Annotated in this window: 7 protein-coding genes; 6 read left to right on the plus strand and 1 reads right to left on the minus strand. The window is 73.1% G+C overall.

The genetic code is table 11. From position 1 onward, the window contains the following. Positions 1 to 47 precede the first annotated feature (47 nt). The 6 genes from E6R18_RS12380 to fxsT all read left to right on the plus strand — a co-directional run bounded on the left by E6R18_RS12380 (position 48) and on the right by fxsT (position 10,945). Positions 48 to 1,073, plus strand: coding sequence for a MoxR family ATPase (locus tag E6R18_RS12380; protein ID WP_136316934.1), 1,026 nt, complete (start codon positions 48 to 50; stop codon positions 1,071 to 1,073). Positions 1,074 to 1,215: 142 nt separating this feature from the next. After that, entirely contained in the window at positions 1,216 to 4,680 is a 3,465-nt protein-coding gene (locus tag E6R18_RS12385) for an SAV_2336 N-terminal domain-related protein (protein ID WP_168712331.1), read from the plus strand. A gap of 144 nt (positions 4,681 to 4,824) precedes the next feature. Then, positions 4,825 to 5,013 carry an FxSxx-COOH cyclophane-containing RiPP peptide gene (fxsA, locus tag E6R18_RS12390; RefSeq protein ID WP_168712330.1) on the plus strand — a complete coding sequence of 63 codons (189 nt, stop codon included), beginning with the start codon at positions 4,825 to 4,827 and terminating at the stop codon, positions 5,011 to 5,013. Positions 5,014 to 5,319: 306 nt separating this feature from the next. Beyond that, a complete protein-coding gene (locus E6R18_RS12395) occupies positions 5,320 to 6,486 on the plus strand; it encodes an FxsB family cyclophane-forming radical SAM/SPASM peptide maturase (protein ID WP_136316950.1) in 1,167 nt (388 codons plus the stop codon). Next, positions 6,483 to 7,874 (plus strand): HEXXH motif-containing putative peptide modification protein, encoded by a 1,392-nt coding sequence (locus E6R18_RS12400; protein ID WP_136316936.1) that lies wholly within the window; start codon positions 6,483 to 6,485, stop codon positions 7,872 to 7,874. Before E6R18_RS12395 ends, E6R18_RS12400 begins: the two co-directional genes overlap by 4 nt. An 80-nt stretch (positions 7,875 to 7,954) precedes the next feature. Continuing rightward, a complete protein-coding gene (gene fxsT / locus E6R18_RS12405) occupies positions 7,955 to 10,945 on the plus strand; it encodes an FxSxx-COOH system tetratricopeptide repeat protein (RefSeq protein WP_136316937.1) in 2,991 nt (996 codons plus the stop codon). A 78-nt stretch (positions 10,946 to 11,023) separates the two neighbouring features. Here fxsT and E6R18_RS12410 read toward each other — a convergent pair. Next, the coding region (locus E6R18_RS12410; protein ID WP_136316938.1) for a multifunctional oxoglutarate decarboxylase/oxoglutarate dehydrogenase thiamine pyrophosphate-binding subunit/dihydrolipoyllysine-residue succinyltransferase subunit at positions 11,024 to 14,542 on the minus strand (3,519 nt) is incomplete at its 5' end.

Genomic DNA, 14,542 nt, shown 5'->3' on the forward strand with positions numbered 1-14,542 from the left:
TCGACGGCGGCCGCCGGTGGCGGACGAGTGACAATGAGGAACACGCTATGAGTGAACCCAGCGAGTGGCTCATCTACCGAGGCATCGGCGAACCGCACGACGAAGTGGCACAGCTGCCGCCCCCGCCGCCCTGGCGTGACTTCACCGGCGGCCGGGCGGACGGCGGGGCGGACGGCGGCGAGTCGGCCGACCGCCGGCTCGGCATCCCCGGACGCGTCGCCGAGGAGCACCGGCCCGGCGCCGAGGAACTGGAGATGATCAACGCGGCGCTGTACCTGCGGCGCCCGCTGCTGGTCACGGGGGACCCGGGCGCCGGCAAGAGCACGCTGGCCCACTCCGTGGCGCGGGAGCTGGAGCTCGGCAAGGTGCTGCGCTGGCCCGTCGTCAGCCGCACCACCCTCCTCGACGGCCTCTACCACTACGACGCCATCGCCCGGCTCCAGGACGTCCAGATCGCCTCGCACGCGGCGGCGGGCGGCGCGGCCGGGGCCGACGCGGCGCAGAGCGTGGGCAGTTACATCCGGCTCGGGCCGCTGGGGACCGCTCTGCTCCCCTCGGACCGGCCGCGCGTGCTGCTCATCGACGAGCTGGACAAGAGCGACATCGACCTGCCGAACGACCTGCTGAACGTGTTGGAGGAGGGCGAGTTCGCCATCCCCGAGCTGGAGCGGATCGCCGACCGGCTGCCCGACGGCGAGGCGGACGTGCTCGACCACGACGGCAACAAGGTGCGGATCAAGGGCGGCCGGGTGCAGTGCCGGGCCTTCCCCTTCGTCGTGCTCACGAGCAACGGGGAACGCGACTTCCCGGCTCCGCTGATGCGCCGCTGCATCCACCTGGAGCTGGGCCGCCCCGACCACAAGCGGCTGGCCTCCTTCGTCAAGGCCCACCTGGGCGAGGAGGCGGCCCGCTCCAGCGACGACCTCATCGCCCACTTCCTGGAGCGCTCCCGCACCGAACTCCTCGCCACCGACCAGCTGCTGAACGCGATATACCTCACGCACGCCGCGTCACCGGCCGGCCGCGACCGGCTGGCCGACCTGCTCATCCAGCGACTCGACCGGCCGAGGTGAGGCGCTGATGCGCGGGGCGGATGGGGCGGATGGGGCTGGTGAGGCGGCTGAGGTGGCCGAGGCGATCGAGGCGGCTGAGGTGGCCGAGGCGGTCGAGGCGGCTGAGGCGGTCGAGGTGCCTGGTGTGCCTGGTGTGCCTGAGGTGTCCGGGGCGGCCGGTGCCTCGGAGCCGTACGAGGACGGGTTGCTGCCCGAGCTCGTCGCCCGGCTGCGCGCGGCCGGGCTGGAACCCGACGTCGGGCAGCTGTGCGACGCGCTCTGGCTGGCCCAGTGGACCCGCGGCCCCGGCGCGCCCGACGCCGCCGACGGCGCGGCCCCCGCGCTGCTCTCGGGCACCCGGTCCTCCGGCGAGGCCGCCGCCCAGGGCCGCGTCGGCACGCTCACCGCACGGGACGTACGCACTCCGGAAGCGGCCCGGGACGACCGCCGGGGCGACGAGAGGGAACCGGGCGACGGCGAGCGGATCTCCCTGCACCCCGTCCCCGGCCGCGCCCTGACCGGCGACGACGAGGACGCGGAGGACCGGGCCGCGCTCCGGACCGGCGGCGCGCGCCCCGGCGCGGACACCCGCGCCACCGTGCTCCCCCTCGGCGTACCGGCCGCCCCCGTCCTGCCCGCTCCCCTCGAACTCTCCCGCGCGCTGCGCCCGTTGCAGCGCTACCACCCGGTCTCCGCCCCGCAGCGCCGCGTCCTGGACGAGACCGCGACCGCGGAACGCAGTGCCCGCGCGGGCGGCGTGATCATGCCGGTGTTCCGGGGCGTCCGGCGGGGCGACGCCATCGTTCAGTGCGTGATGGACGCCTCCTCGTCGATGCTGGTCTGGGACCGGCTGTTCGGCGAACTCCAGCAGATCTTCGCGCAGTTGGGCGCCTTCAGGGACGTACAGGTGCGCTACCTGCACCAGGGCCCGGACGGCCGCTGCACCGTCAGCCGCAGCCCCGACCCCGCCGCGGCCCCGCTGCACTCGGCGGACCGGCTCAGCGATCCCACCGGGCGCCGGGTCACGGTCGTGGTCAGCGACTGCGCCGGACCGCTCTGGCGCAGCGGACACGCCCACCGGCTGCTGCACCAGCTCGCCCGCCTGGCCCCCGTAGCCGTGCTGCAGCCGCTGCCGCAGCGCATGTGGAACCGGACGCGGCTGCCCGTCACCTTCGGCTCGCTGACCAGGGGCGAGGGCCCCGCAGGCGCGACCCTGCTGAAGGTCACCGGCGACGCCGGAACGGGCCCCGCCACCCACCCCGGGGCGCTGGCCGTGCCGGTCCTGCCCCCGGCCCCGGACGCGCTCGCGGCCTGGGCGAGGCTGCTCTCCGGCACCGGCGCCGCGTCCGTCCCCGGTGCGGTCGGCTGGGTCAGGGCCGACCAGCCCGCGGCCTCCACCCGCCGCCGGGGCGACACCCTGTCCTCGCTCCAGCTGGTCAGCCGGTTCCGCTCGACGGCCTCCCCGGTCGCCGGCCAGCTCGCCGTCTACCTCGCGGCGGCCCCCCTCTACCTACCGGTCATGCAGCTGGTGCAGCGCACGATGCTGCCCCACTCGGGCCCCGCCGAACTGGCCGAAGTGCTGCTGAGCGGCCTCCTCAAGCGGGTCGACGGCGGAACCGGACGCGGACAGTGGTACGCGTTCGAACCCGACGTGCAGGAGGCGCTGCTCGGGCCGCTCGGCCGTGACGAGGCTCTACTCGTACTCAAGCACTGTTCGCAATACATAGAGCAGCGGTTCGGCAAGGGCGGGCCCAACTTCCCGGCCCTGGCCTACGCCCAGCTCGGCGACGGCACGGCGCGCGACGCCGGGGACGGCACCGGACCGGACGCCGGCCGGCCGCTCCCGGCCGAGGGCGCGCAGCCCCGCGACGGGGACGCGGACACGGACGGGGAAGAAGCGGACGAGAGTGAGGAGAGCGAAGAGAACGAGGGGAACGGGGGGAACGAGAGGCGCGGCGGTCCGCGCGTCCCCCACGCCTTTGCCGAGGTCGCAGCCCGCGTACTGGAGCGATTCATGCCCGTACCCCCCAGATTCGTGACCCGGGAGCCCAAGACCCCGGGCAACTCCACCGCTCCCGCCGGCGGCCTCGCGGTGCGGCGCGCGCGTGAACTCGTGCGGCACTTCGAGGCCGACAAGATGGTGCAGCGCCTGATCGACGCCGTACAGCTGCTCAGAGGCGCCGCCGAGAACAGCCCGGCCCCGGCCGCCGACCCCGAACTCTGGTCGGAGTACGCCCGGTGCGTGCTGCGGCTGTGGGAGGTGCAGGGCGGCGCCGACCTGCTCGAAGAGGCCGAACGCGCCGCCGAACGGGCCGCCGCCCGCCCCGGTGCCGTACGGGAGAGGGCCGTGCTGGCCAAGGTGCTGCACGCGGCGGCCGACGACCGGCGCAGGCGCGGCGACCGGCGCGGCGCCCTGGAGCTGCTGCGGCGCGCCGACCGCGAGTACACCGCGGCCTGCGCGAGCCCCGGCCTGGAGCCCGGCGAGGCGCTGCGGCTCACCCTGGAACGGGTGCGGGCCCTGGAGGCGCAGTGGCGGCTCGACGGCGACAGCGCCCTGCTCCAGAGTGCCTGCGGGATGCTGGAGGCATTCGCCGACGCCTGGCCCGACCAGGAGAACCGCCCGGCCGTCCTGCCGCTCCAGCACGGCCGGACCCTCCTGAAACTGGCCCGCGCCACCCAGGACGAGGAGCAGTCCCGGGAGTACGCCCGCCAGTCGGCCCGCTCCCTGCGCACCGCCTTCGCGCAGGGCGGCCGGCAGACCATGGGTACCGAGATCCGCATCGTCCTCGACCTCGTCGACGCGCTGCTCGCCTCGGGCGCCGAACCGGAGGAGGCGGCCACCCTCGTCGCCCAATCGCTGGAGACCGTACGCGACCAGCGCCAGCGCGCCCAGCTCCAGACCAGGGCGGGCCGGGTCCGGGTCGCCCGCTACGAGCACACCGGCGACCCCGCCGAACTCGTCACCGCCACCGAGTGGTTCGCCCGCGCGGCGCGCGGCATTCCCCGCGACTCCCGCGCCTACACCGACCTCCTCGCCGAATGGGGCGCCATCCTGCTGCGCCGCGCCGAACTCCCGGACGGCCGAGAGCACATCGGGGCGGCGGTACGGGTGCTGCGCGACTGCCGGTCCGAGATGCCGGCCGGGGGAGCGCACCAGTCCGAACGCCTGCTGATGCTCGGCCGCGCCCTGATGCTGCGGCACCGCGCCACCGAGGACCGGGTCGACCTGCGCGAGGCGGAGTACCTCTTCAAGCTCGCGGCCGAGGAGGCGACGGACCCGCTCACCGCCGCGCACTGCTGGCTGGAGCTGGGCCGGGCCCAGCTCCAGGCCGCCGGGGTCCTCGGCAGGCCGGCCCGGCGCGACGAGGCCGCGGAGGCGTTCCGCTCGGCCGCCGAGTCCGCCGCCGAGGCGCAAACGGAGCTGGAAAGTCCACAACATCTCCAGGAAGCAGCGGAGTTGGCGGCTACAGCCAACCACTGGCGGGGTATGACGTACGAGAGAGCGGGCCGCCCCCGGGCCGCGCGGGACGCGTACCGGGCGGCCCGGCAGGAGTGGCGCAAACTGCCGGACGGCGGCGGCGCGGCGGGTGAGTCCACCGCCGGGCGGCTGGCGGAGCTGGAGCGGTGAGAGCGGCACGCTCGACGGCGAGCGGGCCCGCGCCCCGGCGCGTACGTCCGGGAACAGGGCAGGTCAGGGATGCGGGACCGGCGGGACGCGCTCAACGGCGAGCGGGTCACCGGCCGGCCCGGTGCTGCGGTACGGGGAGGCGTGATGAGCGAGTCGACACGGAACGACGGGACGGGCGCGGCCGGCACGGGTGAACTGCCGGACCTGCTGGGCCTGGACCTGGCGACCCTGCGGACGATGGACCACCCGGTGCTGACCGAGGTGGTGGCGGATCTGCGGGGGCGGGCGGAGCAGCCGAAGGAGATGCTCTGGGGGTTCACCAACGCCTTCTGAACCGGGGCAGGTCCGCCGACACCTTCACCAGGCAGTACGGGACGGTCCGGCGGCAGCGCACCCCCGGCCGAGAAACCGCACGGTTTCGGCCGGGGGTGCGTCCGATCAGGACATCATGGCCCGGGACGGGCCTGCCCCGCCGTACGCCGGGGACACTCACCCCGGGCAGGCAGCGGGGCCATCCCGGCCGGCGTACAGCACGGGGGTGCTCGATTGGCTGGACGGACGACGCCTTGGGAGGAGCGGCCCGCCGAGCGGGCGCCGCGACGCGATGCCCGCGCGCCCCGCCCCGCCGGCCCGGCCCGGATACCGCCGGTCCCCTTCGGCCAGTTCATCGTGAAGGTGCACGGCCGCTGCAACCTCGCCTGCCGCTACTGCTACCTGTACGAGGGCCCCGACCGGACCTGGCGCGGCCGACCCGCCGCGGCGTCGCCCGCCGTCCTGGACCGCACCGCCGGCCGCATCGCCGAACACGCGGCCGCCCACGGGCTCCGCCGCGTCGCCCTCGTCCTGCACGGCGGCGAACCCCTGCTCGCCGGCCCCGGCCGCTTGGCGGCCCTCGCCGACGGGGTGCGCGAGCGGGTGCCGGCGGGATGCGCCGTCCACACCACCGTGCAGACCAACGCCACCCTGCTCACCGACGCCGGGATCGCCACCCTCGCCCGGCACGGCATCGGCGTCGGCATCAGCCTCGACGGCGGCCTCGCCGCCCACAACACCCTGCGCACCGACCACGCGGGCCGCCCCTCCTGGCCCGCCGCCTCACGCGGCGCCCGGCTCCTGGCCGACCACCACCCCGACGCGTACGCCGGCATCCTCACCGTCGTCGACCCGCGCACCGACCCCCTGGAGATGTACGAGTCCCTGCTCGCCCTGCGCCCCCCGGCCCTGGACCTCCTGCTGCCGCACGGCAACTGGTCCAGCCCGCCGCCCGGACTGCCCGACCTGACGGACACCGCCACGGGCCCAGGATCGGGCCGCGCCACCCCGTACGGCGACTGGCTGTGCACCGTCTTCGACCGCTGGTGGCTGGCCCCCCGGCGGGAGACCCGCATCCGGCTGTTCGAGGAGTGCGTCGCCCTGCTCCTCGGGCTGCCCGCCGCCACCGAGTCCCTCGGACTCGACCCGCTCAACGCGGTCGTGGTCGAGACGGACGGCTCCATCGAGCAGGTCGACTCCCTCAAGTCCGCGTACGACGGCGCGGCCACCACCGGGCTCGACGTCTTCCGCCACACCTTCGACGAAGCGCTGCGCCACCCCGGCGTCGCCGCCCGCCAGGCGGGGGCCGGCGCGCTCGCCCCCGCCTGCCGCGCCTGCCCGCTGCTGACCGTGTGCGGTGGCGGCCACTACGCACACCGCTACCGCGCAGACAACGGCTTCGGCAACCCCTCCGTCTACTGCGCCGACCTCGAACGGCTGGTCCGCCACGTCGCGGCCCGGCTCGCCGACGCAACCGCTGGAGACCCCCCATGAGCACCGCCGTCCCCGACCACGTCCTGCGCGAACTCGGCCGCACCAAGGGCGACACCGCGTCCCTCGGCCTGCTCGTCCGCGACCAGGACACCCGCCGCCTCGTCCTCCTGCGGGCCCTGCTCGACGCGGCGTCGGCCGCGCCCGCGACGGTGTGCCCGCCCGCGCTGCTGGACCGGCTGCGCGAGGACTGGGCCCTCCTCGAAGCCGCTGAACGCGCGGACCGGGCCGCGGTGCGCACCGTCCTGTTTCACCCCCTGGCCGGTCCCTGGGCGCGGCGCCTGCTGGGCGGCCTCACCGCCCGGGCCGCCGCCGGCCCGGACCTCCGCGCCGACCTGGCCCACCTGACGGCGCTGGCGGCCGCGGCGGCGATCCGGGCGGGGGTGGCGTTCGAGAGCCGGCTCGCCCCCCGCGGAGGGCTGGCCTGCCTCCCCACGCTGGGCGCCGTCCGGGCCGACGCCGGCCCCGTCGGACTCTCCCACCGCGGCGACGAGTTGACGCTGCGCCCGCCGGCCGGGCCCGAGTTCACGGTCAGGTGCCAGCCGGACCGGACGCTGAGCTCGGCCGACCCGCGCTGGCTCCCGGTGCTCATGCTCCGCGCGGTATCGCCGGGCGGCGGCCCCGTGCCCCTCGACGACGCCGACCCGTACGGCATCGACGGCGGTGGGCTCCCGCGATACGGGCTGGGCGGGGCCGCGCGCGTCGGTGACCACGAGCGCAAGGAGTGGGCCGCTTCCTGGTCCGGGGTCGAGCCCCTGCTCCGGGACGGCGGCGACCACCGCCTCACCGAAGCGGCCGTGCTGCTGCGCTGCGTGGTCCCACTCGGCCGTCCGGCCGGCTCCGGGCCCACCGGAGGGGGCGGGGCGCACTGCAGCGGAACCAGGCGCGAGGCGTTCGGAGCCGTCCTCAGCAGCAAGCCCGCCACCGCGGCCTACTTCGCCTCGACGCTCGTCCACGAACTCCAGCACACCAAACTGGCCGCGCTCACCGCCCTGGTGCCACTCCACCGGGAGGACCCGGCCGAGCGCTACTTCGCCCCCTGGCGCCCCGACCCCCGGCCCTTCGACGGGCTCCTCCAGGGCGCCTATTCGCACCTCGCCCTCGCCGACTACTGGCAGCGGTTCGCCCTCCAGGCACGCCGGGTCACCCACCAGGACCTGGCATGGGCCGAGCACGCCCGCTGCCGGGAACAGGTCGGGGCCGTACTGCCCGTGCTGGCCGGTTCGGCGGCGCTCACCCCCGAAGGCCGGACGGTGGTCAACGAGATGATCTCGGTCTACCACCGTCTGGACGATAATCCGCCTCCCCCGGGGCATCTCGCGCGCGCGCAGGCGTACGTGAGCACCGCCAAGGTGATATGGCAGCAGAGGAACGGCTCGCGAAGGCCGTGAGAAGCCCGTGATTCCCGCTGGAGCGGCGGTGGCTCCGGTGTATGTTGACAAGGCTCGTATCGAGGCAGGGAGACGGTTGAATGCCCGGAACGCGTAGGCCAGTTGGAGTAACCGGGGCGAACACCGTCACGATCAGTTTCGCCGGTTTCAATCGCGCCTGGGCGGCGTGGATCGCGGACCGTCTGGAGCGGCGTGGTGTGACGGTCGTCCAGCAGCGCTGGGACCCGCCCGTCTCGGTCCTGCTGGAGGAAGCGCTGCGCGACCTGACGCTCGCACGCGGACGGGTCCTGGTGATCCTCAGTGACTGGTACTTCCAGCTCGGCCCCCGCAGCCACGAGGAGTGGAACCGGGCGCTGCGCTCCGAAGTAGCCCCGGACCCCGACCGGTTCGCCGCCGTGTGCGTCACCACCTCCGCGCTCCCCGGAGCCACGTCCGCCTTCGGTGCGGCCGACCTCATCAACGTCGGCGCCGAGGAGGCGGAGCGCCGGCTCCTCGCCCGGCTGGGACTGCCCACCGACCCGCTGCCCGACGCCGGCACCTCACCGGGCCCGCGGTTCCCGTCCGACACCCCGCAGGTCTGGGGCGGAGTGCCGCGCCGCAACATCCGGTTCACCGGCCGTGAGCAGCTGCTCACCGACGCCTACCGGGCACTCCAGGAGTCCGGACCGGGTGCGGGGGTCGTGACCCTGCACGGCATGTCCGGCGTCGGCAAGACGCAGCTGGCCGCGGAGTACGCCTACCGCTTCGGCTCCGAGTACGACGTGGTCTGGTGGGTGCCCGCCGACCGGCGCGCGCTCTACCGGCAGAAGCTCGCCGAACTCGCGCCTGAACTCGGCCTGTCCACCGGTGCCGAGTACGGCGAGCGGCTGCGTGCCGTACGCGACTCGCTGCGCCGGGGCGACCCGCACGCCCACTGGCTGCTGATCCTGGACGGCGCCGACGAACCCGACCAGATCTGGGACCTGGTGCCCACCGGACCGGGGCACGTCCTGATCACCTCCCGCAATCCGGAGTGGAGCGAGCACAACAGCAACCTCGTCGAGGTCCCCGTCTACCGGCGCGAAGAGTCCGTCGCCTTCATCCGCCGCCGGGCCCCGCGCCTGACCCCGGCCGAGGCCGACCAGCTCGCCGAGGCCCTCGAAGACCTGCCGCTGCTCCTCGACCAGACCGCCGGCTGGCTCAACGACTCGGACCTGTCGGTGGAGGAGTACATCGGGCTCCTCGACGGCGGGATCGACCAGGACGTCGTCAAGGTGTCCGCCGACTTCCCCCTCGCCTTCCAGACCGCCTGGTCGATACTGCTGAACAAGCTCAGGGACACCGTCCCCGAGTCCGTCGACCTGCTGCGCCTGTGCAGCTTCTTCGCACCCGGCTCCATCCCCGTGAGGCTCCTGAAGGACATGCCGCCCGGGGACCTGCCGGAACAGGTGTCCGGGCTGATGAGCGACCCCCTGCTGTGGAACAAGGCGATCAACCAGCTCCGTCAGTACTCCGTGGTCCGGCTGGAATCCCATGAAACGGGCGTCGACACGGCGTCCTCCGGGGAATCCGTCTACATGCACCGGATGGTCCACCAGATCGTCGGACACGACATGACGGAGGAGAACCGGCAGGAGTTCATCGACGTCGTCCGGCGCGCCCTCGCGGCGGCGGACCCCGGCCGCCCCACCGACACCCGCCTGTGGCCCGCGTACGCCGAGATCACTCCGCACCTCAAGTGGGCCGACGTACTGAAGAGCACCGACCCGGCGGTGCAGACGCTGGTGCTCAACTGCCTGCGCTACATGTACCTGTCGGGGGAGTACCGGGCCGGCATCAAGCTGGGCGAACGCGCCATGGCCGCCTGGCGGGAGCTGTTCGGCGAGGACCACCCCAGGATCTGGGACGTCAGCTACCACTACGCCAACCTGCTCAGGGCCGTCGGCGACTACGCCGGCACCGAGGCCATCGAACGCGCGGTGGTGGAGCGCCTGCGTGCCGAGCGCGGCCCCGATGACCTGGAGCATCTGCGTGCCGCCTCCGGCCTGGCCGCCGACCTGCGGGGCCTCGGCCAGTACGACGAGGCACTGGAGGTCTGCGGCCGGGTCCTCACCGCGTACCAGGGACTGCTGGGCGACCAGGACTCGCGGACGCTCAACGCACAGAGCAACCTGGCCGTCACCTTGCGGCTGCTGGGCCGGTACCAGGAGTCCCTGGAGCTCAACCGGCGCACGCTGGACGCCCGCCGTCAGCTCCTGCGGCAACGGCACCCCTGGACCCTGTACTCCGAGATCGCCTACGCCATCGACCTGCGCCTGCTGGGCCGCTACAACGAGGCGTTGTCCCTCCAGAACCAGAGCGTCCAGGTGCACCGACGCGTCCTGGGAGCGGACAACCCGCAGTCCCTGCGCGCCGAGCACAACCTCGCGCTGTGCCACTACCGCAACGGCGAGCGGACCAGGGCGAGCGCCCTGTTCAGCCGTGTCCTGGAGCGGTGCGAACGCGTCATGGGCGACAGCGACCCGCTGACCATGATGTTCGCGGCCGGCCAGAGCTGCTTCGCCCGTGAGCACGGCAACATCGACCAGGCCAGGGCCATAAGCGAGAAGGTGGTCAGCGGCTACGCGGTCATGCTCGGCGAGGAGCACCCGTACGCGGCGGGTACCCGGTCCAACCACGCCCTCATCCTGCGCAACGTGGGGGAGCGGGAGCACGCCCACGTGCTGCTGGAGGAAGCGCTCGCCACCATGACCGGGGCCGTCGGCGAGAACCACCCGTGGACGCTGGGCTGCGCCATCAACGCCTCGGCGCTGCGCAACCTCGTGGGCGACCCAGAGGGCGCGGCCGCGCTGACGGACTCCGTCATCACCCGCGCCGTCGAGGTCCTCGGTCGCACGCACCCGCTGACACTGTCCGCCCGCATCGCCCACGCCGCCGACCTGCGTGGTATCCGCGAACGGCAGAAGGCCGAGAAGATCGAGAACGAGGCCCTGGAGGACCTGGCGACGACCCTCGGCGCCCAGCACACCCACACGGTCTCGGCCCGCTCCCGCACCCGCCCGTACTGGGACTTCGAGCCGCTGGTCGCCTGAGCCGACGCGGCTTTCACACACCGAGGGGCCCGCCCCGCGATCCACTCGCGGGACGGGCCCCTGGTCGTGCTGTGCCGGTCAGGCGTCGAAGACCTCCTCGACCAGCTGGGTCTGCTCCGCCTGGTGGCGCTTGGCCGAGCCGACCGCCGGGGACGAGCCGCGCGGGCGGGAGATGCGCCGCAGGCGCTCGCCGTGCGGGACATCGGCGCCGACGGCCAGGTCCAGGTGGTCGATCAGGTTCAGGGCGATGAACGGCCAGGCGCCCTGGTTGGCCGGCTCCTCCTGGGCCCACAGGTACTTCTCGGCGTTCGGGTACTTGGCGATCTCGGCCTGGATCTCGGCACCCGGCAGCGGGTACAGGCGCTCCAGGCGGATGATCGCGGTGTCCGTGACGCCGCGCTTCTGGCGCTCGGCCTCCAGGTCGTAGTAGACCTTGCCGGCGCAGAAGACGACCTTGCGGACCGCGCTCGGGTCGACCGAGTCGTCGCCGATCACCGGGCGGAAGCCGCCGTTGGTGAACTCCTCCACCTTCGACGCGGCCGCCTTGAGGCGGAGCATCGACTTCGGGGTGAAGACGATCAGCGGCTTGTGGTGCGGGTTGTGCACCTGCCACCGCAGGAGGTGGAAGTAGTTCGACGGCAGGGTCGGCATCGCGACCGTCATGTTGTCCTGCGCGCACATCTGGAGGAAGCGCTCGGGGCGGGCGGACGAGTGGTCCGGGCCCTGGCCCTCGTAGCCGTGCGGCAGGAGCAGCGTGACGCCGGAGGTCTGGCCCCACTTCTGCTCGGCCGAGGAGATGAACTCGTCCACGACGGTCTGCGCGCCGTTGACGAAGTCACCGAACTGGGCCTCCCAGATGACCAGCGACTCCGGGCGGGCCAGCGAGTAGCCGTACTCGAAGCCCATCGCCGCGTACTCGCTGAGGAGCGAGTCGTAGACGTTGTAACGGGCCTGTTCGTCGGTGAGGTAGAGCAGCGGGGTGTAGTCCTCGCCGGTCACCTGGTCGACGAGGACGGCGTGGCGCTGGCCGAACGTGCCGCGGCGGCTGTCCTGGCCGGCGAGCCGGACCGGGGTGCCCTCCATCAGCAGCGAACCGATGGCCAGGGTCTCGCCCATGCCCCAGTCGATCGTGCCGTTCTCCACCGAGGCGGCGCGGCGCTGCATCTGCGGGAGCAGACGCGGGTGCACGGTGATCGACTCGGGGATGTTGACCTGGGACTCGGCGATCCGCTTGACGACCTCGGCGGAGACCGCGGTGTTCACGGCGACCGGGAACTCGGCCTGCGGGTCGGAGACGTGCGGCTGCGCCGGCTGCGAGGTGGCCTCGCGGACCTCGGCGAAGACCTTCTCCAGCTGGCCCTGGAAGTCCTGGAGCGCCTGCTCGGCCTCTTCCAGGGTGATGTCGCCGCGACCGATGAGGGACTCGGTGTAGAGCTTGCGCACCGAGCGCTTCTTGTCGATCAGGGTGTACATCTGCGGGTTGGTGAACTCCGGGTTGTCGCCCTCGTTGTGACCGCGGCGGCGGTAGCAGATGAGGTCGATCACGACGTCCTTGTTGAACGCCTGCCGGAACTCGAAGGCGAGCCGCGCGACGCGGACCACGGCCTCCGGGTCGTCGCCGTTGACGTGGATGATCGGCGCCTCGATCATGCGCGCCACGTCGGTGGCGTACATCGAGGAGCGCGAGGACTCCGGGGCGGCGGTGAAGCCGACCTGGTTGTTGATCACCACGTGCACGGTGCCGCCGGTGCGGTAGCCGCGCAGCTGCGACATGTTGAGCGTCTCGGCGACGACGCCCTGGCCCGCGAAGGCCGCGTCGCCGTGGAGTGCGACGGGCAGGACGGTGAAGTCCGTGCCGCCCTTGTTGATGATGTCCTGCTTGGCGCGGGCGATGCCCTCCAGGACCGGGTCGACCGCCTCCAGGTGCGAGGGGTTGGCGGCCAGCGAGACCTTGATCTGCTCGCCGTCCAGACCGGTGAAGGTGCCCTCGGCGCCCAGGTGGTACTTGACGTCGCCGGAGCCGTGCATCGAGCGCGGGTCGAGGTTGCCCTCGAACTCGCGGAAGATCTGGGCGTACGACTTGCCCACGATGTTGGCGAGCACGTTGAGCCGGCCGCGGTGGGCCATGCCGATGACGACCTCGTCGAGGCGGGCCTCGGCGGCGGAGTCGATGACCGCGTCGAGCAGCGGGATGACGGACTCGCCGCCCTCCAGCGAGAACCGCTTCTGGCCGACGTACTTGGTCTGCAGGAACGTCTCGAACGCCTCGGCGGCGTTGAGCCGGCGCAGGATGCGCAGCTGCTCCTCGCGCTCGGGCTTGGGGCGCGGGCGCTCCACCCGGTCCTGGAGCCACTTGCGCTGCTTCGGGTCCTGGATGTGCATGAACTCGATGCCGGTGGTGCGGCAGTACGACTCGCGCAGCACGCCCAGGATGTCGCGGAGCTTCATCATCGACTTGCCGGCGAAGCCGCCGACCGCGAAGTCCCGCTCCAGGTCCCACAGGGTGAGGCCGTGCTCGGTGATGTCCAGGTCGGGGTGCTTGCGCTGGTGGTACTCCAGCGGGTCGGTGTCGGCCATGACGTGGCCGCGGACCCGGTAGGAGTGGATGAGCTCGAATACCCGCGCGGCCTTGGTGACGTCGTCGTCGTGCGAGGCGTCGATGTCCTTGAGCCAGCGGACCGGCTCGTAGGGGATGCGCAGCGCCTTGAAGATCTCGTCGTAGAACTCGTTCTCGCCGAGCAGCAGCTGGGCCAGGATGCGCAGGAACTCGCCGGAGGCGGCGCCCTGGATGACCCGGTGGTCGTACGTCGAGGTCAGGGTCATGACCTTGGAGATGCCCAGCTTGTTCAGGGTGTCCTGCGAGGTGCCCTGGAACTCCGCGGGGTAGTCCATCGCGCCGACGCCCATGATGAGGCCCTGTCCGGGCATCAGGCGGGGCACCGAGTGGACGGTGCCGATGCCGCCGGGGTTGGTCAGCGAGGCGGTGACGCCGGTGAAGTCGTCCATGCCGAGCTTGCCGTTGCGGGCGCGGCGGACGATGTCCTCGTACGCCTGCCAGAACTCGAAGAAGTTGAGCGTCTCGGCCTTCTTGATGGCCGCGACGACCAGCTGGCGGTCGCCGTTCGGCTTGACCAGGTCGATGGCCAGGCCGAGGTTGACGTGCTCCGGCTTGACCAGGGTCGGCTTGCCGTCCTTCTCGGCGAAGGAGTAGTTCATCGCCGGCATGGCCTTGAGGGCCTGCACCATCGCGTACCCGATGAGGTGCGTGAAGGAGATCTTCCCGCCCCGGGCGCGCTTGAGGTGGTTGTTGATGACGATGCGGTTGTCGAAGAGCAGCTTCACCGGGACGGCGCGCACGGACGTGGCCGTCGGCAGCTCCAGCGAGGCGTTCATGTTCTTCGCGACCGCGGCGGACGGGCCGCGCAGCGTCACGTACTCCGGACCGGCCGGAGCCTCCGTGTCCGCGTCGGCCTTCGCCTTCGCGGCGGGGGCCTTGGCGGCGGGGGCCTTCGCGGCCGGAGCCGGTGCGGCCTTCGCCGGGGCGGGTGCGGCGGGAGCCGGAGCCTTGGGCGCCGGCCGCGCCGGCCGCGCCCAAGG

Origin of the sequence: Streptomyces sp. A1277, from assembly GCF_004795015.1 — a bacterium.
Lineage (GTDB): Bacteria > Actinomycetota > Actinomycetes > Streptomycetales > Streptomycetaceae > Streptomyces.

Excerpts from the sequence above, each read along its gene's own strand:
- E6R18_RS12380 (WP_136316934.1), top strand. The coding sequence starts at position 48 with ATGAGTGAACCCAGCGAGTGGCTCATCTACCGAGGCATCGGCGAACCG.
- fxsA (WP_168712330.1), top strand. The coding sequence starts at position 4,825 with ATGAGCGAGTCGACACGGAACGACGGGACGGGCGCGGCCGGCACGGGT.
- E6R18_RS12400 (WP_136316936.1), top strand. The coding sequence starts at position 6,483 with ATGAGCACCGCCGTCCCCGACCACGTCCTGCGCGAACTCGGCCGCACC.
- fxsT (WP_136316937.1), top strand. The coding sequence starts at position 7,955 with ATGCCCGGAACGCGTAGGCCAGTTGGAGTAACCGGGGCGAACACCGTC.